Origin of the sequence: Flavobacterium panici, assembly GCF_024499525.1 — a bacterium.
GTDB lineage: Bacteria > Bacteroidota > Bacteroidia > Flavobacteriales > Flavobacteriaceae > Flavobacterium > Flavobacterium panici.
Window position 1 is genome coordinate 3,153,570 of record NZ_CP100437.1, and the last position, 19,961, is coordinate 3,173,530.

Genomic DNA, 19,961 nt, shown 5'->3' on the forward strand with positions numbered 1-19,961 from the left:
TAGAAAAATTTATAATTTCCTAACTTTTATCATGTAAAAATTAGTTTTTTTTTGCGATTGAAAAAAGTACCTTTGCATTTTAAAACAAATTACTGTTATGCCTGACAATACAATACGTTCCAATAGTGAAGTAGTGCTTATTGGAGCTGGAATTATGAGTGCAACTCTTGGATTAATTTTAAAAGAGCTGCAGCCCGATATAAAAATTGAAATTTACGAAAGATTAGATGTGGCAGCTGCCGAAAGCTCGGATGCCTGGAATAATGCAGGAACCGGACACTCTGCCTTTTGCGAATTAAATTATACTCCAGAAAAAGCAGATGGAAGTATCGATCCCAAAAAAGCAATCAGCATAGCAGAATCTTTTGAAATTTCACGCCAGTTCTGGTCGTATTTAGTACAGGAAAATAAAGTTCCTTCTCCAGAAAATTTTATTAAAAGTGTTCCTCATATGAGTTTTGTTTGGGGAGATAAAAATGTTGAATATCTTAAAAAGAGATTCGAAGCACTTCAAAGCAATCCTATTTTTGCTGAAATGACATTTAGTACTGATTTTAATCAGTTGAAAGAATGGATGCCTCTTGTAATGGAAGGCAGAGAAGAAGGAGAAAAATTAGCCGCAACCCACATGGAAATTGGTACCGATGTTAACTTCGGAGCCTTAACCAGAAGCATGTTTAATTATCTTGAAAAATTAGACGGGGTAACTTTATATTTTAATCACGAGGTTAAAAAACTAAGACAGCGTGAGGATAAATCTTGGAGAATTAAAATCACAGATTTATCTACAGGTCAAAAAAGAAAAGCTTATACCCAATTCGTATTTATTGGAGCGGGCGGCGGTTCATTACCATTATTAGAAAAAGCAGATGTTCCTGAAGGTAATGGTTACGGAGGTTTCCCTGTAAGTGGTCAATGGTTAAAATGTACAAACCCGGAAGTTATTGCAAAACATCAGGCAAAAGTGTACGGAAAAGCAAGCGTAGGTGCACCTCCAATGTCTGTTCCGCATATTGATACACGTGTAATTGATGGCGAAAAAGCACTTCTTTTTGGACCATTTGCCGGATTCTCAACACGTTTCCTTAAAAATGGATCTTATTTAGATTTACCATTATCAATAAAAGCAAACAATTTAATTCCGATGCTTTCTGCCGGATTTCATAATATTCCACTAACAAAATATCTAATCGAACAGGTTCGTCAGTCTCCAAAAGACAGAATGAAAGCACTACGTGAATATTTGCCAAGTGCACGTTCTAAAGACTGGAAATTAGAAAAAGCAGGCCAGCGTGTGCAGGTAATTAAAAAAGGTGAAAATGGCGGTGGAGTTTTGGAGTTTGGAACTGAAGTTATTACAACACACGACGGAACTTTAGCAGTATTATTAGGAGCTTCTCCGGGAGCATCAACTGCAGTTGCCATTATGGTTGATTTAATCAGCAGATGTTTTACAAACCAAATTAAAACACCGGAATGGGAAGCTAAAATGAAAACAATGATTCCATCTTATGGTAAAACGCTGAATGATAAACCAGAGCTTTTAGCAGAAATGAGAAAACATACAGCAGAAGTTTTAAAAATTAAATAAAACTTCGGTTAAAATAAAAAAGAAGCTGTCTCAACTTTTGAGACAGCTTCTTTTTTATTTTACATACTTCCTTGTTCCGTAGGAACATTTCATTGGTAGAAAATTATATTGTTAATACATTACGTTCCGTAGAAACGTTTGATTTTTGAATTGTTTTTTTAACCTGACCTATCAAACGTTCCTACGGAATGCAAATGTGACTGATTTTTATCTTTTTCTACCTACGAAACATTCCTATGGAATGATAAATAGGATATCAAAAAGTGATCAATTAAGTCATTAAAAACAAACAAAATAATTATAGTAAAAAAGCTGTCTCAAAAGTAGAGACAACCTCATTTTTTATTGGTATAAATTATAATTAATCGTTGTTTACCGCTTTTAATTCTTTCGTTATTTTTAAAATTTTCTCTGCAAGATTACTCATCCAGATCAATTGTTCAATAACCATCGAAGCTTCCTGCATTTTAGCCTGACGTGTTTCTTTATCCAGTTCATCGTCGGTTGCAAGACGGGTAAAGTTTTTACGTTTCAGTTCTTCAAATTGTAAAGTCACATCTTCTTTATCAAAAAAAGTATCTGTTATAATGGTTTCGTTTCTTAAAATAGAAATCGAATGTTCCAGATTTTGTAAAATGGTTTTTATAATATAGTTGAAAGATTCTGATGCCGATGTTGTTTGATGCGATTGAATATAAGTCGATAACGAAGCTAAAGCAGATAAAAGCGAATGATTTAAAACCACCAGTTTATTAACCAGTGGCATTGTTTTCTGCTTCGATTTTGGTTCCTGCATCATACGTTGAAAAGAAGTCATTAAATTTCCTATTTCAACAAAGGCATTCTTTCTGGACAATCTGTAAGACGTTGGTATTTCACCTTTTTTATTATAGAAATCGGCAATTTCTTTAAGATAATTTCGATTTGCGCGTATCGAATTTTCAATATGAATTGGCGTATTAATAAATTCCCACGCCGGCCATAAAAACTGATTGGCAATAAAAGCTAAAGTTGCTCCCGCAAGTGAATCTAATATTCTAAACTGAATAACTTCAACCACATTCGGCGTTAAAATTCCGTAAATAAAAACCACATACATCGTTACAAATGTCGCGCTGATTTTATAATTGATCTGTGTAAACGAAATTCCCAAAAGCATACACACAATCGAGAAAATACTCAAAGCAACATGATTTTGAATTACAGAAACAATTCCAAAAGCGAGAAGACCTCCTAAAATAGTTCCGAAGATTCTGTTATAAGAACGCTCTTTTGTTAAACCATAACCGGGACGCATGATTACTACAATCGTCAATAAAATCCAGTATACGTTTTGAAACGGCAGAAATTTCCCGATTATAAAACCAATTAAAATCGTAATCGTTAATCGAAGCGAATGCCTGAATATGGACGAAGAATAACTGAAATTTTCAATAAGGGTTCTTATAGGATAATATTGCGGTGTTAAGAATTTTTCTAATTCCTTGTCCTTATCTTTCAACTTGTAAGACTGCATTGCCAGCGAGAAAGCACGCTGAATAATTTTAATTTTCCCAACCTGATTTTTGGCATACTTGAGCATATTGGTCAGCATCAAGACACCTTCTGCAGCTTCTTCTTTGCCTAAAGTTTTTTCGTAATCAAAAATGGCAAATTCAAGCGCATCTAATTCGTTTTTTAAATCATTTTTATCTACATAAACCGCAATATGATGTACGTTTTTTGAAAGCTTTTTAAGAGTAGAAGCCAGTTTATAAGCAACATTTTGATACGTACGAAGCACTTCAGGATGTTTGGCAAACTTTTCATGAAGTTTACTGTGATCAAATGACGTGTAAAGCGCCAATTCCTGAATTTCAACCAAAGTGATAAACACCAAAAGCATTTTTCGATTCTGCGTTGTAGTTGCAGATGCATTTTGATTTCCAATCAGCATTTTACGTAAATCCTCATGAATCAAATTAAGATCAACTTGTATTGCTAATTGTTTTTCTATGATCTTTTGACGATCTGCAGCGGGGCTCCATAAATCACCTCTTAATTTTAAATACTTTGCAGTCAGTTTTATACCCTCGGCAATTTGTAATTCTACATATTTATAAGGCTGTACAAAATGAAAAACCAGTGAAACTATAAGATATAAAATTCCTCCTGTAAAAATAAATCCTGAATATTGCAAAGCTTCCCAGCCCGTATGCAAATGCCCAAATGATAAAGAAATCGACAATAAAGCAGAAAACGAAACCAAAGTAGCACGCTGTCCGTAAACCGAAATCATCGAACATAAAAATAATAAAAATCCTAAAAAAGGATAAAATAAAAGAGGAAAGGGATAAGCAAGATTTACTAATAAATTTACACCCGAAACAATTAAAGAAGCAACAATTAAACCTTTGATTTTGTGGCTTAATGAACTCGGAATATCACTTGGATAGGTGTAAAAAGCACCAAGGGCGATAGTAAAACCTATTTCAAAATGCCCCAAAAAATTCAAAATTACAACAGGTACAACCGAAGCAATAGTAACTTTTGATGCATTTAAAAAGGAAGTACTGTTGGTAAATTTCGAGATTCGATCAAACATATCGTGAGGTTTACTAGCAAAGTTAAGAATTGTACGAAATATTTTGGCATAATTATAGCGGAGTTTTCCAAAGCATATAAAAAATTGTTATAATGTGGCTTTACAGCTAATCGTTGAGTATTTTTTACTATTTTTGCCAGCTGAAATATGTTAACCTTAATATAGGGTTTTCATTAGATAAAACATTAAATAATTACAAATGATTTTACCAATTGTAGGATATGGTGATCCTGTTTTAAGAAAAGTAGGAACGGCAGTTACGCCAGATTATCCAAACTTAAAAGAGACAATAGCAAACATGTATGAAACCATGTATAATGCTTTAGGAGTGGGACTTGCTGCACCGCAGGTTGGACTTCCTATACGTATATTTGTTATTGATACAACTCCTTTTAGCGACGATGAGGATTTACCAGAAAATGAACAGAAAGACTTAGAAGGTTTCAAAAAAACTTTTATCAATGCTAAAATCGTTAAAGAAGAAGGTGAAGAGTGGAGTTTTAATGAAGGCTGTTTGAGTATTCCGGATGTTCGCGAGGATGTTTACAGAAAACCAACTGTTACGATTGAATATTGCGAAGAAGATTTCGTAATGAAAACAGAAGTTTTTGACGGTTTAATTGCGAGAGTTATTCAACACGAATACGATCATATCGAAGGCATTTTATTTACGGATAAAATATCTTCTTTAAAAAAGCGTTTGATTCAAAAGAAATTAAAAAACATCACCGAAGGCAAGACTTTTCAGGAGTACAGAATGAAATTTGCAGCGGCAAAGAAAGGAAGATAAAAAGTTCTAAAAATTTAGAACATTAATAAAAAGACAAAAATTCTTAATACTAATTTTAATAAACATGAATTTAGACAAAATTTTAGCCATTTCTGGGAAACCAGGTTTATATGTATTGAAAGTGCAGACTCGTACAGGTTTTGTGGCAGAATCATTATTAGACGGAAAAAAAATTACAGTAAACTTAAAAAGTAATGTAAGCTTACTATCAGAAATTTCAATTTATACACACGAAGGAGAAAAACCATTGACTGAAGTAATGCAAAAAATTGCTGCTAAAGAAAACAAAGGTCAGGCGATTTCTCACAAAGAAGATAATGCAACTTTAGCTGCTTACTTTAAAGAAATTTTACCGGATTATGATGAAGAAAGAGTTTATCCTTCAGATATTAAAAAAGTATTAAACTGGTACAACACACTTCAGGCTAAAGGTTTAGTTACTGATTTAGCTCCAGCTGCTGCTGAAGCTCCGGAAGAAACCCCGGCTGTTGAAGAAAAACCAAAAAAAGCACCAGCTGCTAAAAAGCCAAAAGCTAAAAAAGAAGAAAAATAATTTTTTCTGAATTCAAATACATTGATCCCGCTAAGATATTTCTTAACGGGATTTTTTATTTAAAATTAGTTGCTATTTAAGTTTTAAAACATAATTTTGTAAGAAAAATAATATTCAATAATGACGTAAATTGCATTTGATTGTTTGTGTGTTTATACATGAATGCATTGTTCTCGCAGTTGTTTTGAAATTGTTTTTTTGGCTTTGAAACTAAATTTTAAATGATAGGAAAAATGAAAAAGGAAATGAAAAATTTTGCCGTAATAGCAGTTTTAGTATTAGCGACAGCCTGCAATAACAAATCAAAAGAAACAGAACAATCTGTAACTTCATCAGATACAACAAAAACCGAACACAACAAGAAACATTGGGAGTACGAAGGTGAAGCAGGGCCAGATCATTGGTCAGAAATCGATCAGAATGATTGCGGAGGAAAAACACAATCTCCAATTGATATTGTAGAAACAGAAAAAGATAAAACAATAAAACCTATTGATTTTCATTACAATCAAAAAAGAAAAATTCACGATGTTGTCAATAATGGGCATACTATTCAATTTGATTTTGAACCTGGAGATTATATTGTAATCAATGGAGATCAATACGAATTAAAACAATTTCATTTTCATGAATCAGCAGAACATACTATAAAAGGTGTGCGATATCCGTTAGAAATTCACATGGTTCATAAAAATAAAGACGGAAAATTTGCCGTAGTTTCTATTATGGCACAAGAAGACAAGAAAAGCAATGAAACTTTTGAATTTCTTGATAAGTATCTGCCTAAAAAAGCCAACGATACTGTAAAAGTTAACAACGATTTTAATATCAATAAAGTTCTTCCTCAAAATAGATCTTTTTACACTTATACGGGTTCATTGACAACACCGCCTTGTACAGAAAGTGTACAATGGTTTATTTTTAAAACTCCAATAGAAGTTTCTATTAAAATGATAACAGATTTAAAAAAGATAATGCCATTGAATAATTTTAGGAACGTTCAGGAATTAAACGGCAGAAAAATTAAAGAGTCAATCTAAATAAAAAGAAGGTATTTTGCCTTCTTTTTAGTTTATGAAAGAGTCATTTAATTCGCAAATTGTTTTAATTTTGGTATCTTAAAATAAAAAAATGAGCAAAGAACTTCAACTCAAAGCCTTCGAAAGATTATTAATTATCATGGATCAACTTCGTGAACAATGTCCGTGGGATAAAAAACAGACATTGCAGACATTAAGACATTTAACGATTGAAGAAACCTACGAATTAGGCGATGCCATTTTAGACAACGATTTAAACGAAGTAAAAAAAGAACTCGGAGACTTACTGCTGCATATTGTTTTTTATGCTAAAATAGGTTCAGAAACCAATGATTTTGATATTGCAGATGTCTGCAACGAAATCTGTGATAAATTAATTCATCGTCATCCTCATATTTATTCTGATACGGTTGTAAAAGATGAAGAAGAAGTAAAACAAAATTGGGAAAAACTAAAGCTTAAAGAAGGCAAAAAATCTGTTTTAGAAGGAGTTCCAAGAAGTTTGCCCGCATTAGTAAAAGCAAGCCGAATTCAGGATAAAGTAAAAGGTGTAGGTTTTGACTGGGAAGAACCGCACCAGGTTTGGGATAAAGTTCAGGAAGAACTAGACGAATTACAGGTTGAAGTTCAAGCCGGTGATCAGGATAAAATCGAAGCAGAATTTGGAGATGTTTTATTCTCGATGATAAACTATGCCAGATTTTTAAATGTTAACCCGGAAGATGCTTTAGAACGCACAAATAAAAAATTTATCAAGCGTTTTCAATATCTGGAAAGTAAAGCAGGTGAATTAGGAAAACCTTTAATGGATATGACTCTGGCAGAAATGAATGTTTTTTGGAACGAAGCTAAAAAACAGTAATTTATTCGGCCATTCGTTTTAATGCCTTTACATTTTTAAGCATTATTTTTTTACCTACTAATTCAATTAATTCCAGTTTATTAAAGTCAGATAATAAGCGGATGCAGCTTTCAGTTGCCGTTCCTATTATTCCGGCAAGTTCTTCTCTGGTAAGCTGTACTTTTAGGGTTTTATCTTCATTTTCTCCAAACTCATTATGTAAATGCAATAAAGTTTCTGCCAAACGCTGTTTGACCGTTTTTTGAACCAAAGCAATTTTATCATTTTCAGATTCTTTCAAATCCTCGCATACAGACTGCATCAAATTCAAAGAAAACTGATTATTGTTATTAAAGAAATGTATAATTTCAGATTTCGGAATAAAACAAACTTCCATATCAGCAATAGCTTTTGCAGATAAATTTGCAGGTTCATTGCTAATCATGGAACGCTGTCCTAAAAGTTCTCCGGATTTTACAAGCTTAACAATTTGATCTTTTCCGTTGGCACTCAATTTTGAAAGCTTTCCAACTCCGTCCTTAACGCAGAAAACGCCATTTGTAACATCGCCCTCTTCAAAAATAGCTTCGCCTTTTTTAATCGTATAAGTAGTTTTGCTATTAGCTAATTTTATAACTTCATCTTTATTTAGGGCTTTTAGAGAAGAAAGCTGACGAACAATACATTGATCACATTTATTCATAGCAGGAGTAATTTGGAGCAAAATTAACCAATTCCTGCGGTTTAAAAGTACTTTTACGTTTAAAAATGCGTAGAAAAAGGTATTATTTCAATTTGACAAATTATTTCATTACTTTAGGATTAGATTTCGTTATAACATGATAAATGTCATAGTTATAGTCACTGCCTTTTTTGAATTTTGCAAATTAAAAAACAAATTATGAGCGAGCAGAGTTGTTTTCATTGCGGGCTGACTATTCCTAAAAATGAAGAAATCAATTTTGATGAAAAAAAGTTTTGTTGTACTGGTTGTAAAACAGTTTACGAAATTTTTAGTCAAAATGATTTAACCTGCTATTATGATTTCGAAAAATCACCTGGTGCTACTCCACAGGACATTCAGGGCAAGTACGACTTTTTAGACAACGAAGCAATTTTAGCTAAAGTTCTCGAATTTCAGGAAGCAAATACTTTAATAGTTTCATTAAATATTCCTCATATTCACTGCAGTTCCTGTATCTGGATTCTCGAAAACCTAAATCGTCTACAACCCGGAATCAGCGCTTCACAAGTTAATTTCCCAGAAAAAAAGGTTCGGATCACCTTCAATTCAGAAACCGTTTCCCTAAAATCAATTGTATACTTATTAAGTTCAATAGGTTACGAACCCTATATTAGCTTAGAAAATTACGAAACAGGCAAAAATAAAGTAGACAGAAGTTTAACTTATAAAGTAGGCGTTGCCTTTTTCTGCTTCGGAAACATTATGCTGCTTTCCTTTCCTGAATATTTCGAAATCAAAGAATTCTGGTTAGATAGCTATAAACCGTTTTTCAGGATTTTAATTTTTCTTTTAGCATTACCAAGTTTTTTCTATTCAGCAAGCGGTTATTACGTTTCAGCTTATCATAGTATAAGAACCAGAATGTTAAACATTGATATTCCTATTGCTTTGGGAATTATTGTAATGTTCATTCGCAGCAGTTATGATATGTTGATGGATCACGGACCAGGATTTTTTGACAGTTTGGCCAGTTTAGTTTTCTTTATGCTGTTGGGTAAAATGTTTCAAACCAAAACCTATAGTTTTTTAAGTTTCGAAAGAGATTTTAAATCTTATTTCCCAATTGCGGTAACCAGAATAAATGCTGATTTTTCAGAAGAAAGTGTTCCTATTTATGATGTTTTAAAAGGAAACAGATTATTGATTCGAAATCAGGAATTAATTCCCGTCGATGGAATTTTAATGAGCGAAAAAGCCGAAATTGATTATAGTTTCGTAACCGGAGAAGCTGTTCCAATCACAAAAAAATCAGGAGATAAAATATTCGCCGGCGGAAAACAAATTGGAAAAGTAATCGAAATGGAAGTACTGCATTCTGTTTCACAAAGTTATCTGACACAATTATGGAGTAACGAAATTTTTCAGAAAAAAGTAGAACAAAAACACAAAACGATTACAGATGCTTTAAGCCGTTATTTTACGCCAATTTTATTGTTAATTGCCTTTGCAGGATTTGGTTACTGGATATTTATCGATGCCAATACTGCTTTTAATGTTTTTACCGCAGTATTAATTGTGGCATGTCCTTGTGCACTTGCGTTAACGGCCCCGTTTACTTTTGGAAACATTCTCAGAATAATGGGTAAACAAAAAATGTATCTTAAAAACGCCTTAGTAATCGAACAATTGGCTAAAGTTGATACTATTGTTTTTGATAAAACTGGAACGATTACGACTAATAAAAAGTCTAATATTCTATACGAAGGAATTGATTTTTCTGATGAAAATTTACAATTAATAAAAAATGTGCTTCGAGGTTCAAATCATCCTTTAAGCAGGATGTTATATGACTTTTTACCAGAATATGACAGAGTTAAAATTGATGATTTTCAGGAAATTACTGGGAAAGGAATTTTGGCTTTCGCCGAAGAAAAAGAAGTGAAAATAGGGTCTTCATCATTTGTTGAAAGCTCAATTTTAGAATCCTCAGAAATAGAAAGAACCTCGCTTCATATTAGAATAGACAATATCTATTACGGAAAATTTGTTTTCCAAAATCAATATCGTGAAGGACTTGAAAAATTGTTTGCAACACTTAGTAAAGACTATAATATAAAAGTGCTTTCTGGAGATAATGATGGCGAAAGAGAAAATCTGGAAGCCATTTTACCTAAAAATACCGAACTCGTTTTTAATCAAAAACCAGAACAGAAATTAGACTTTATTAAAAAACTGCAGGAAACAGGAAAGAATGTTATGATGGTTGGAGATGGTTTAAATGATGCCGGAGCCTTGGCGCAAAGTAATATTGGAGTTTCTGTATCCGAAAACGTAAATGTATTTTCTCCGGCCTGCGATGCAATTCTCGATGCAGGTGAATTTTCAAGATTAAACTATTTCTTAAAACTTTCTCATAAATCGATCCTGATTATTAAAATGAGTTTTGGCCTGTCACTTCTATATAATATCGTAGGTCTTACGTTTGCTGTTACGGGAAATTTGCTTCCTATTGTTGCGGCAATCATTATGCCTTTAAGTACAATTACGATTGTAAGCTTCGTTACTTTTATGTCTAATTACTTCAGTTGTAAGAATTTAAATTGATTTTACGTAATTTGTAAGATTATTTTACTTAATTTTAACATTCTTCTATAAGCATGATAATTATCATATTTTAAACGCCACTGACCTAGTAATTTTGTTAACATAAATTTACGGTATGAGTGTTATTTATCTTTTAATTTCAGTAAGTATTTTCGTGGCAGTCTGTTTCTTTATTGCCTTTATCGTTGCTGTCAAATCCGGACAATATGATGACGATTATACGCCCTCGGTCAGAATCCTTTTTGATGACGAGACCAAAATTATTTCCCCAAATAATAATTCACCAATCGAAGAAAAACAAGTATAAATTATGGAAATGGAACAGTTTTATTACGACAACAAAATTGTAAAAAAATTCATTTACGCCACCATTCTTTTTGGAGTTGTGGGTATGTTAGTGGGACTGACCTTAGCGGTTATGTACCTTTTTCCCAATATTACAGATGGGATTTCATGGCTTAGTTATGGTCGTTTAAGGCCTTTACACACAAACGCCGTTATTTTCGCCTTTGTTGGGAATGCTTTTTTTGCAGGTATGTATTATTCAATGCAAAGATTGCTAAAAGCCAGAATGTTTAGTGACTTTTTAAGTAATCTGCATTTTTGGGGCTGGCAGTTAATCATTGTCGCCGCAGCCATAACATTACCATTAGGATATACTTCTTCAAAGGAATATGCAGAACTTGAATGGCCTATTGATATTGCTATAGCGTTAATTTGGGTTGTAATGGGGATTAACATGATAGGAACCATGCTGCGTCGTAGAGAGCGTCATTTATATGTAGCAATTTGGTTTTATCTGGCAACATTTGTAACGGTTGCTGTATTGCATATTTTCAATAATATCGAAATTCCTGTTTCAGGATTAAAAAGTTACTCTGTATACGCAGGTGTACAGGATGCATTAGTACAATGGTGGTACGGACATAATGCGGTTGCATTTTTCTTAACCACACCATTTTTAGGATTGATGTATTACTTCGTTCCTAAAATTGCAAATCGCCCTATTTACTCTTATAGATTATCTATTATTCACTTTTGGTCATTAATTTTTATCTATATCTGGGCAGGGCCTCACCACTTACTATATTCAGCATTACCAAACTGGGCCCAAAATTTAGGTGTTGCATTTTCTGTAATGCTTATTGCTCCATCTTGGGGAGGTATGATCAACGGACTTTTAACATTAAGAGGTGCGTGGGATAAAGTTCGTGAAGAACCAGTTTTAAAATTCTTCGTAGTAGCCATTACAGGTTATGGAATGGCGACTTTTGAAGGACCAATGTTATCGCTGAAAAATGTAAATGCTATTGCGCATTATACAGACTGGATCGTAGCACACGTACACGTAGGTGCTTTAGCATGGAACGGATTTATGTCATTTGCTATTATTTACTGGTTGATTCCACGAATGACAAAAACAGCATTATTCTCTAAGAAATTAGCAAACTTCCATTTCTGGATTGGTACTCTTGGTATTATTGTATATACAATTCCGTTATATGTGGCTGGTTTTCAACAAGCATCAATGTGGAAACAATTTAATCCAGACGGAACTTTAACTTACGGTAACTTCCTTGAAACAGTAACTGCAATTATGCCAATGTATTGGATGAGAGCAATTGGAGGTAGTTTGTACCTAATAGGAATGCTGACATTGGTTTACAACATTATCATGACAGTTAGAGCTGGTGAAACAATCGAAGATGAATTAGCACAAGCTCCGGCGTTACAAAAAATCAGCAGTAATAGATTAAGTGGCGAAAGATTCCATTCATGGTTAGAAAGAAAACCAATTCAGTTAACCATTTTAGCTACAATTGCTATTTTAATTGGAGGAGTTATTCAGATCGTACCAACAATTATGGTGAAATCTAATATTCCAACTATTTCAAGTGTAAAACCATATACACCGTTAGAACTTGAAGGACGTGATTTATACATCAGAGAAGGCTGCGTAGGCTGTCACTCACAATCAGTTCGTCCGTTTAGAAGTGAAGTGGAACGTTATGGACCTCAGTCAAAAGCTGGAGAATTTGTTTACGATCATCCATTCTTATGGGGATCAAAACGTACAGGTCCGGATTTGTTAAGAGTAGGAGGTAAATACAATGATAACTGGCACTTTAACCACATGTGGAATCCGCAAAGTACATCTGCAGGATCAATTATGCCGGGTTATAAATGGTTATTTGATAATAAACCTTTAGATATTTCATTGACTCAAAAGAAAATGAACGTCATGATTTCACTTGGAGTTCCTTATTCGGCAGAAGAAGTTGCAAACGCACAAAAAACTTTAAGAGATCAGGCGGTTAAAATTGAGAAAAGTTTAGAAAATGATCCTGACTTTGTAAAAAGTTATGAAAAAAGCCGTGAAAAAGCAGCTGCAACAGGTGAAAAATTCATTCCTATGAATGAAAGAGAAATTGTCGCTTTGATTGCTTATATACAAAGACTTGGTACTGATATTAAAGTAAAAGAAACTAAATAACAGCATTATGTTTGAACAAATAAAACACAATATGGAAACGATATCGGGTGTAGAAATTTACCCGATACTTTCCCTCTTGATTTTCTTTTTCTTTTTCGTAGGATTAGGCATTTGGGTGTTCTCTTATAAAAAAGATAAAATTCAGGAAATGAGTAATATACCTTTAGAAGAAGGGCAAGTTATAATCTCAAAAGATAGATAAAAATGAAAAAGTTTTTCCCAGTATATGTTAGAGTACCGATGATTTTCTTCATCGTATTCGCTTTGATGGAATATTGTATAGATTCAGGCGACAGACCTGCTTTTATAAAATACCCAATGGTATCTGTCTTTTTACTTGTTTTTCTGTTTATTTTAATTGCTATCGAAGTTACACTTACTGCTGTAAATAAGGTAATGTATCAACTATTGTCGCCAGAAGAAAAAGCAAAATTAGATTACGAAAATAGTTTAAGTCTTCAGGAAAGTACTTGGTTCAAAGAATTAATGCATAAGCTTACTAAGACAGAACCAATGTCTAAAGAAGCTGATTTATTGATGGATCATGATTATGACGGAATCAAAGAGCTTGATAATAATTTACCGCCATGGTGGGTTTACTTATTCTATATCTGTATCATTTTTGGAGTAATCTATGTAGTCCGTTACGATGTTTTAGGAGCCGATGATCAGGAAATGGAACTTAAAAAAGAAATGGCACAAGCTAAAATTGATGTCGAAGAATACTTAAAAACCGCTCCGGATTTAATGGATGAAAAAACGGTTGTTCTGTTGACAGATGATGCAAGTTTAGCTGCAGGAAAAGAAATTTTCGCAATGAATTGTGCGGCTTGTCACAGAGCAGATGCAGGAGGACAAATTGGACCTAACTTAACAGATGATCATTGGATTTTAGGTGGAGGTATTAAAAATGTATTTCATACCATTACCAACGGTGGACGTGATGGAAAAGGAATGGTTTCCTGGAAAACAAATGGTATGAAACCAAAAGAAATTCAAAAAGTGGCGAGTTATATTTTATCACTGCAAGGATCAAATCCAAAAGATCCAAAAGCGCCGGAAGGAGATGTTTGGGTAGACGAAAGTGCTCCTAAAACAGATGCAGCAGCTACAAAAAAAGATACCACAGCAGTTAAAAAATAATTAGAATATCATGTCAAATTTACCAGACGAAGCTTTTAGAGATACCATTGGAACAATAGATGAAGGTGGTAAAAGGAAATTTATTTTTCCAAAGAAACCGTCTGGTAAATTTTATGATTACCGTAAAATTGTTAGTTATGTTTTATTGGCAATTTTGATAGTAAATCCGTTTATAAAAGTAAACGGAAACCAGTTTATGATGTTCAATATCATTGAACGTCGTTTTAATATCTTCGGCTTCCCTTTTTGGCCGCAGGATTTTTACCTCTTTGTAATTTCAATGCTTATTGGCGTTGTTTTTATACTTTTATTTACCGTTGTTTTTGGCCGAATATTTTGCGGATGGATTTGTCCGCAGACCATTTTTCTTGAAATGGTTTTTCGACGAATCGAATATTGGATTGACGGCGACCGCGGTTCACAATCCCGCTTGGCAAGACAGGAATGGAATGCTGAAAAAATCAAAAAAAGATTGACTAAATGGACGATTTTCTTTTTAATCTCTTTTGGAATTGCAAATATTTTTCTGGCTTATTTAGTGGGAAGTGACTCTTTACTATTAATGGTCGAGCAAGGCCCAATTCAGCAGGCGAGTAATTTTATTGCACTACTTATTTTTACCGGAGTTTTTTACTTTGTTTTTGTCTGGTTCCGCGAACAGGTTTGTATAATTGCCTGTCCGTACGGAAGACTGCAAGGCGTTCTTTTAGATAATAAATCTATAAACGTTGCGTACGATTTTGTGAGAGGAGAAAAAGAAGCAGGAAGGGCAAAGTTCAATAAAAAAGAAGACAGAGCTTTAACCGGAAAAGGAGATTGTATTGACTGCCTTCAATGTGTTCATGTATGCCCAATGGGAATTGACATTAGAAACGGAACTCAGTTAGAATGTACAAACTGCACCGCATGTATTGACGAATGCGATCATATAATGGAAAGTGTAGGATTGCCAAAAGGTCTTATTCGTTACGCATCAGAAGATGAAATCGTTAAAAAAGAACCTTTTAAATTTACTGCCAGAATGAAAGGTTACAGTGCGGTTCTTTTTATTTTGATGGGTATTTTTGTTGGAATGTTATTTTTAAGAACTGATGTTCAGGCCGTTATTCTACGTTTACCCGGGCAGCTTTTTCAACATAAAGGAGATAAAATAAGTAATGTTTATACCTATAAAATTGTCAATAAAACCATGAAAGATTACAATGATATTCATTTTGAATTAATCGATCAGAAAGGTAAAATTAACAATGTAGGGAAAGAGCATTTTAAAGTGGCAAAAGAAGCTATTTCGCAAGGAACTTTATTTATCGAAATAGATGAAGTTTTACTGGAAAGTGATAAGACGAATGTAAAAATTGGTGTGTATAACGGCAAGGAACTGCTCGAAACTACCACTACAAATTTCTTAGGGCCGCGAAGTTTTAATTAAAAATATACTATCATGAAAATTAATTGGGGAACCGGAATTGTCATTGCATTTGCATTGTTTATGACTTTCATATTATATTTTGTTTTTGAAGTACAATCAAATAGTAAATACGATAATGATTTGGTTGTAGAAGAATATTACAAACATGACACGCATTTTCAGGAAGAAATGGCAAGAATTCAAAATGCACACGATTTACAGCATAAACCTTCAGTAAAGTTTGAAGAAGATGGTGTAAAAGTTACTTTTCCTGCCACTTTTGAAAGTGATAAAATAAAAGGAAATATTTTATTGTACCGACCTTCAAACAAAAAGTTTGATTTTAATACTGAAATCGCTTTGACTAATTCTTCAATAGTAATTCCGCATAAAAAACTAATCAAAGGTCGTTGGGATGTTAATATGGAATGGCAGTATGAAGGGGAAAAATACCTGACGAAAGAAGTTATCTACGTAAAGTGATTTAGTCTTTTTTGTAGAAAGTTTAGTCCCTACGGGACAATAGAAGTACTCGACTATTTCTTTTCTACCGATATTTTATCTCTACGAGATATCTCCAGTTAGGAACAACTCATCGGTAATAATAAATGATTTATAAAATAGATTATTAGTTATATAATAAAAAACATGCTCCGTTAGGAGCAACATATGGGGAGAAATAAAGCATATAGATAATGTAAAATGTCCCGTAGGGACTATAAGTTAATATTGATTTAGCTTTTGGGCAAAATGTTTAGTTCCTACGGAACAATAGGAATAATAGAGCATTTCTTTTTTACCGATATTTTATCTCTACGAGATATGTTTCAATAATATGCTGCCAAAGGAAATTATTGATAATTAATTTCAATAAGATCTGCTCCGTTAGGAGCAACATATCGGTAGAAAAAAACATATCGATAATATGTAAATGTCCCGTAGGGACTAAAGGTATTTTACATATATAAAATTTTACGAGATATGTTCCGTTAGGAACAACTGATTGGTAGAAAAAATATAAAATTTCATAAAAAAGTGTCCCGTAGGGACACATGATAACCGAAAATTTGACAACAAAAAATAAATAAAAAATGTTATTTTCAGCATTCATATTAGGTCTTATCAGCAGCTTGCATTGCGTTGGCATGTGCGGGCCAATTGCTATGATGCTTCCTGTTGACCATCAAAATGAAGCTAAAAAAATAGCACAGATCATCACGTATCATTTAGGAAGATTAACCGCTTACTCAACAATTGGTTTAATCTTCGGGTTACTGGGAAGAGGTTTTTTTTTAGCAGGAATACAGCAAAGAATGTCAATCTTTATTGGGATTGCCATGATTTTAATTGTTCTGATACCCGAAAAAGTATTCGCTAAATACAATTTTTCAAAACCCGTTTATAGAGTAATTTCCAATATAAAATCAAGTTTAGGAAGTCAGTTTAAAAAGAAAAGCTACAAATCTCTTTTTACAATTGGTTTGTTAAACGGATTCTTGCCATGCGGAATGGTATATGTGGCTCTGTTTGGAGCAATTGCCATGCAGAGCGCCGGTTTTGGAGTTTTATATATGTTATTGTACGGACTAGGAACAATTCCGTTAATGACAGTTGTAGTTTACGTCAATTCATTATTAAAATTACCGTTTCGAAATAAAATTCAAAAAGCAATTCCTTATGTTGCTGTTATAATTGGAGTATTATTTATTTTAAGAGGTTTAGGTTTAGGAATTCCCTATTTATCTCCTTCAAATATGAGTTTGTTTGTTCAGGGAACTCCTAATTGTCATTAAATTGTCATCGAAAACAAGTTCGTTTCAGGTGACTTTCTTTTTAAATGTAAATCAAAAGCCATACAGATGTTGCGAACAAATGGTCTTCCGACTTCAGTAATTTTGATTCTGTTTTCTTCAATTACAATTAACTGATCGTTTTCTATTTCTTTTAAAGCCATTAAAACTTGTGGCAATTCTTTAAAATATAATGAATCATTATTCCAGGAAGTTTCAAGTTCACAGGTTAAATTCAGAATATGTTTTCTGATGATAAGGTCTTCATCAGTTAAAATATGACCTTTTACAACCGGAAGCTGATCCCATTCTAATAACTGATAATAATCTTCCAGATTTTTAGTGTTTTGAGCAAATCCGTACCAGCTGTCACTAATCGAAGAAACACCTAAACCAATCATAAGTTGTGTTTTTGAAGCACTGTAGCCCATAAAATTTCGATGCATTTTTTTGTTGTGGGCAGCATGAAATAGACTGTCTGAAGATAAAGCAAAATGATCCATACCAATTTCATGATAACCATTTACAGAAAGTAATTGTTTACCTGTTTCATAAAGCTGTCTCTTTTCGGCATCTTTTGGAAGATTTTCATCGTTGAATCCGCGTTGACCATTTCCTTTAATCCACGGTACGTGAGCATAACTGTAAAATGCTAATCGGTCTGGTTTTAAGGAATTTGTTTTCTCAACCGTATCAACAACATCATCTAAAGTTTGAAAAGGTAAACCGAATATAATATCGTGCCCGATAGATTTATAACCAATTTCTTTTGCCCAAAAAGTAACTTTTGCCACATTATGAAAAGGCTGAATTCGATTAATGGCTTTCTGTACTTTTTCGGAATAATCCTGAACACCAAAACTCACTCGGCGAAAGCCTAAATCATATAATTTTTTAAGCTGTTCATAAGTTGTATTATTAGGATGTCCTTCAAAACTAAATTCATGATTTTCAGCTTTATTAGCAAAACTAAAAATACCATTAATAAGATGTTCTAAATTGTTGGTTGAAAAAAAAGTAGGCGTTCCTCCGCCTAAATGTATTTCTTTAATAAAAGGTTTTTCGGGCAGTTGTTTACAATACAAACTCCATTCTTTTAAAAGAGCCTGAATGTATTTTTCTTCGACAGAATGATTTTTAGTAATTCGTTTGTTGCATCCGCAAAAGGTGCACATACTTTCGCAAAAAGGAAGATGAATATAGAGACTAATTCCAATTTTTGAATTGCTTTCGGCAAATGCTTTTTGAAAAGATGTTTTCCATTCTTCGACTGTGAAAGCGGTCTCATTCCAATAAGGAACCGTAGGATAACTCGTGTATCTTGGGCCAGGTACATTGTATTTCTGGGTCAATGAAATTTTCATAAAGACGGATTTAGTTTATATCAAAATTACTGTTTGAACCACAGACATAAAATGACAAATATCATGTATGAGACAAAAAAAAGAGACTCATAAAGAGCCTCTTTCTACTGAATTAAATAACTAACACTAAATAGAATCCTGAATGATTTTAAGCCATTTTTTCGCAAACATATGATCCTGATAGGCGCTTATTTGTTTGATGCGGTCATCATCAAAATCATAGAATGGAATTGTAATTTTTTTTGAAGTTTCTCTATCCTGAAATTCATAATCAATTTTTACAATTGTATCTGAGTTTCCTTCTGTAGTTAAAACTAATTTGCAAGATGAAACACTTTTCAAATCGACATAAGTTGATTCTTGTTGATTTGGATTGAAATTCATCAAAATAAATTTTCTGTTTTTTTGATCGATCGTTAACGTTTTATTGCTTTGAGATTCAGTCAAATCAAATTCCTGAGGATTGTTTGGATTGAATTTCTTCTTGATGTCTAAAATTTTTGTTTTGTTTGCTTTGCTCGATCGTGCTGAAAAATATATAGGAATGGCTACTATGACCGCAATCACAATACCAATTATGGTTACACTTGTTTCCATGTTTCTTTTTTAAAATTTGGTAAATAATATGAAATAGTAAACAGTTTCGGGATAGAAACGGTTTAATTGCTGATGAAGAATTGCTTCTCCGGATTAAAATTTCAAAGTTTAATTACCAGAAAAAATGGAAGGCGTAGAGCATTAATGAGATTTTTTTGCTCTGTGCAGGAAATGGGTTTGTAAAGTTAAAGGCTGATTTTATTACTTTATGCTGTGGAACAACTATAAGTAAGGAATCAAACCATTTAATTGACGCGAGATGATCTGTCTTAATATTTGCCGCAAAGTGATAACTTCCCTGAGGCTGAATAAATGCTGATGAATCTGCAGTTTCTTTAGAGAAATTGGTATCCGTTTTTTGAGTTTCCGCTTTTTGCACAGGAAGTTCGTTTGCCTGAGCGGCAAAAAGTCCTATGATCAAAAGTGATACAAAAAGTATGGTTTTACGAATGCAATTCATGGTGGCGAATTTAGTTC

General features: G+C 33.2%; 18 protein-coding genes. 13 read left to right on the forward strand and 5 right to left on the reverse strand.

Annotated elements, in window-relative coordinates; genetic code table 11:
* Positions 1–97 precede the first annotated feature (97 nt).
* Positions 98–1,591 (forward strand): malate:quinone oxidoreductase, encoded by a 1,494-nt coding sequence (locus tag NLJ00_RS13520; RefSeq protein ID WP_256634123.1) that lies wholly within the window; start codon positions 98–100, stop codon positions 1,589–1,591.
* Positions 1,592–1,952: 361 nt separating this feature from the next.
* Here NLJ00_RS13520 and NLJ00_RS13525 read toward each other — a convergent pair whose 3' ends face one another.
* Positions 1,953–4,175, reverse strand: a complete 2,223-nt coding sequence (locus NLJ00_RS13525) for an FUSC family protein (RefSeq protein WP_053473615.1) — start codon at positions 4,173–4,175, stop codon at positions 1,953–1,955.
* A 199-nt stretch (positions 4,176–4,374) separates the two neighbouring features.
* On the opposite strand from NLJ00_RS13525, the gene def reads away from it, so the two are divergent.
* The 4 genes from def to mazG all read left to right on the forward strand — a co-directional run bounded on the left by def (position 4,375) and on the right by mazG (position 7,420).
* Positions 4,375–4,965: a peptide deformylase gene (gene def, locus NLJ00_RS13530; RefSeq protein ID WP_256634124.1), complete on the forward strand. Its 591-nt coding sequence runs from the start codon at positions 4,375–4,377 to the stop codon at positions 4,963–4,965.
* A 64-nt stretch (positions 4,966–5,029) separates the two neighbouring features.
* A complete protein-coding gene (locus NLJ00_RS13535) occupies positions 5,030–5,518 on the forward strand; it encodes a DUF5606 family protein (protein ID WP_056206213.1) in 489 nt (162 codons plus the stop codon).
* A gap of 233 nt (positions 5,519–5,751) precedes the next feature.
* Positions 5,752–6,558, forward strand: a complete 807-nt coding sequence (locus NLJ00_RS13540; RefSeq protein WP_256634125.1) for a carbonic anhydrase — start codon at positions 5,752–5,754, stop codon at positions 6,556–6,558.
* Positions 6,559–6,649: 91 nt separating this feature from the next.
* The gene (gene mazG, locus NLJ00_RS13545; RefSeq protein WP_256634126.1) at positions 6,650–7,420 is read left to right on the forward strand and encodes a nucleoside triphosphate pyrophosphohydrolase; all 771 of its coding nucleotides are present in this window, start codon (positions 6,650–6,652) and stop codon (positions 7,418–7,420) included.
* 1 nt (position 7,421) lies between these two features.
* Here the strand turns inward: mazG and NLJ00_RS13550 are convergent, their stop codons facing one another.
* Entirely contained in the window at positions 7,422–8,102 is a 681-nt protein-coding gene (locus tag NLJ00_RS13550; protein WP_180861224.1) for a Crp/Fnr family transcriptional regulator, read from the reverse strand.
* A 198-nt stretch (positions 8,103–8,300) separates the two neighbouring features.
* Between NLJ00_RS13550 and NLJ00_RS13555 the strand changes: the two genes are divergently transcribed.
* From NLJ00_RS13555 to NLJ00_RS13590, 8 genes are all read left to right on the forward strand, one after another.
* Positions 8,301–10,688 (forward strand): heavy metal translocating P-type ATPase, encoded by a 2,388-nt coding sequence (locus tag NLJ00_RS13555; protein WP_256634127.1) that lies wholly within the window; start codon positions 8,301–8,303, stop codon positions 10,686–10,688.
* A 115-nt stretch (positions 10,689–10,803) separates the two neighbouring features.
* Positions 10,804–10,995: a cbb3-type cytochrome oxidase assembly protein CcoS gene (ccoS, locus tag NLJ00_RS13560; protein ID WP_053473608.1), complete on the forward strand. Its 192-nt coding sequence runs from the start codon at positions 10,804–10,806 to the stop codon at positions 10,993–10,995.
* Positions 10,996–10,998: 3 nt separating this feature from the next.
* Positions 10,999–13,182, forward strand: a complete 2,184-nt coding sequence (gene ccoN / locus NLJ00_RS13565) for a cytochrome-c oxidase, cbb3-type subunit I (protein ID WP_256634128.1) — start codon at positions 10,999–11,001, stop codon at positions 13,180–13,182.
* A gap of 7 nt (positions 13,183–13,189) precedes the next feature.
* Positions 13,190–13,384 carry a CcoQ/FixQ family Cbb3-type cytochrome c oxidase assembly chaperone gene (locus tag NLJ00_RS13570; RefSeq protein WP_053473606.1) on the forward strand — a complete coding sequence of 65 codons (195 nt, stop codon included), beginning with the start codon at positions 13,190–13,192 and terminating at the stop codon, positions 13,382–13,384.
* Positions 13,385–13,386: 2 nt separating this feature from the next.
* On the forward strand, positions 13,387–14,325 hold the full coding sequence (locus NLJ00_RS13575; RefSeq protein WP_256634129.1) for a cbb3-type cytochrome c oxidase N-terminal domain-containing protein: 939 nt from the start codon (positions 13,387–13,389) through the stop codon (positions 14,323–14,325).
* Between the two features lie 10 nt (positions 14,326–14,335).
* Positions 14,336–15,754, forward strand: a complete 1,419-nt coding sequence (ccoG, locus tag NLJ00_RS13580) for a cytochrome c oxidase accessory protein CcoG (RefSeq protein WP_256634130.1) — start codon at positions 14,336–14,338, stop codon at positions 15,752–15,754.
* Positions 15,755–15,766: 12 nt separating this feature from the next.
* A complete protein-coding gene (locus NLJ00_RS13585) occupies positions 15,767–16,216 on the forward strand; it encodes a FixH family protein (protein WP_256634131.1) in 450 nt (149 codons plus the stop codon).
* Positions 16,217–16,824: 608 nt separating this feature from the next.
* Complete coding sequence (locus NLJ00_RS13590; RefSeq protein ID WP_256634132.1) at positions 16,825–17,526, forward strand: sulfite exporter TauE/SafE family protein; 702 nt, start codon at positions 16,825–16,827, stop codon at positions 17,524–17,526.
* Here the strand turns inward: NLJ00_RS13590 and hemN are convergent.
* From hemN to NLJ00_RS13605, 3 genes are all read right to left on the reverse strand, one after another.
* Positions 17,523–18,887 (reverse strand): oxygen-independent coproporphyrinogen III oxidase, encoded by a 1,365-nt coding sequence (gene hemN / locus NLJ00_RS13595; RefSeq protein ID WP_256634133.1) that lies wholly within the window; start codon positions 18,885–18,887, stop codon positions 17,523–17,525. The two genes, NLJ00_RS13590 and hemN, sit on opposite strands and share 4 nt — an antisense overlap.
* Positions 18,888–19,013: 126 nt before the next feature.
* A complete protein-coding gene (locus tag NLJ00_RS13600) occupies positions 19,014–19,484 on the reverse strand; it encodes a hypothetical protein (RefSeq protein WP_053473600.1) in 471 nt (156 codons plus the stop codon).
* Positions 19,485–19,596: 112 nt separating this feature from the next.
* Complete coding sequence (locus NLJ00_RS13605; RefSeq protein WP_256634134.1) at positions 19,597–19,944, reverse strand: hypothetical protein; 348 nt, start codon at positions 19,942–19,944, stop codon at positions 19,597–19,599.
* Between the last annotated feature and the right edge of the window lie 17 nt (positions 19,945–19,961).

Coding starts and splice junctions, on each gene's coding strand:
- NLJ00_RS13590 (WP_256634132.1), top strand. CDS start 16,825: ATGTTATTTTCAGCATTCATATTAGGTCTTATCAGCAGCTTGCATTGC.
- NLJ00_RS13555 (WP_256634127.1), top strand. CDS start 8,301: ATGAGCGAGCAGAGTTGTTTTCATTGCGGGCTGACTATTCCTAAAAAT.
- ccoG (WP_256634130.1), top strand. CDS start 14,336: ATGTCAAATTTACCAGACGAAGCTTTTAGAGATACCATTGGAACAATA.
- hemN (WP_256634133.1), bottom strand. CDS start 18,887: ATGAAAATTTCATTGACCCAGAAATACAATGTACCTGGCCCAAGATAC.
- NLJ00_RS13605 (WP_256634134.1), bottom strand. CDS start 19,944: ATGAATTGCATTCGTAAAACCATACTTTTTGTATCACTTTTGATCATA.
- NLJ00_RS13575 (WP_256634129.1), top strand. CDS start 13,387: ATGAAAAAGTTTTTCCCAGTATATGTTAGAGTACCGATGATTTTCTTC.
- def (WP_256634124.1), top strand. CDS start 4,375: ATGATTTTACCAATTGTAGGATATGGTGATCCTGTTTTAAGAAAAGTA.
- NLJ00_RS13520 (WP_256634123.1), top strand. CDS start 98: ATGCCTGACAATACAATACGTTCCAATAGTGAAGTAGTGCTTATTGGA.
- NLJ00_RS13550 (WP_180861224.1), bottom strand. CDS start 8,102: ATGAATAAATGTGATCAATGTATTGTTCGTCAGCTTTCTTCTCTAAAA.
- NLJ00_RS13525 (WP_053473615.1), bottom strand. CDS start 4,175: ATGTTTGATCGAATCTCGAAATTTACCAACAGTACTTCCTTTTTAAAT.
- NLJ00_RS13540 (WP_256634125.1), top strand. CDS start 5,752: ATGAAAAAGGAAATGAAAAATTTTGCCGTAATAGCAGTTTTAGTATTA.
- NLJ00_RS13585 (WP_256634131.1), top strand. CDS start 15,767: ATGAAAATTAATTGGGGAACCGGAATTGTCATTGCATTTGCATTGTTT.
- NLJ00_RS13535 (WP_056206213.1), top strand. CDS start 5,030: ATGAATTTAGACAAAATTTTAGCCATTTCTGGGAAACCAGGTTTATAT.
- ccoS (WP_053473608.1), top strand. CDS start 10,804: ATGAGTGTTATTTATCTTTTAATTTCAGTAAGTATTTTCGTGGCAGTC.
- NLJ00_RS13570 (WP_053473606.1), top strand. CDS start 13,190: ATGTTTGAACAAATAAAACACAATATGGAAACGATATCGGGTGTAGAA.
- ccoN (WP_256634128.1), top strand. CDS start 10,999: ATGGAAATGGAACAGTTTTATTACGACAACAAAATTGTAAAAAAATTC.
- mazG (WP_256634126.1), top strand. CDS start 6,650: ATGAGCAAAGAACTTCAACTCAAAGCCTTCGAAAGATTATTAATTATC.
- NLJ00_RS13600 (WP_053473600.1), bottom strand. CDS start 19,484: ATGGAAACAAGTGTAACCATAATTGGTATTGTGATTGCGGTCATAGTA.